The 225-nt window shown below is 55.1% G+C and carries 1 protein-coding gene; it reads right to left on the reverse strand.

Features of this window, described 5'->3' with window-relative positions; all coding sequences use genetic code 11:
- Nucleotides 1-225 (reverse strand): Ig-like domain-containing protein (locus HUN22_RS17950; protein WP_254617588.1); only part of this gene is annotated, 225 nt, incomplete at both ends.

Raw genomic sequence — 225 nt, forward strand, 5'->3', positions numbered from 1 at the left:
CTGTTGCCGTCACGGTAATGGTGTGTGGACCGTCTGTTAATACAGGCAAGCTATTGTCTGCAAGCGTCCAGGTGCCATCGCCATTGTTCGTCGCCGGATAGTCAGTGCCATCTACATTCACCACCACAGTAGCTGTCGGGTCATTGACTGTACCGGTGAGCGCAGGTGTGCTGTCATTGGTAAGGACATCATCAAGCGCGACCACCGGTGGCGTGATGTCTGCAG

The sequence above is a fragment of the Acinetobacter lactucae genome, assembly GCF_013344765.1.
GTDB lineage: Bacteria > Pseudomonadota > Gammaproteobacteria > Pseudomonadales > Moraxellaceae > Acinetobacter > Acinetobacter lactucae_A.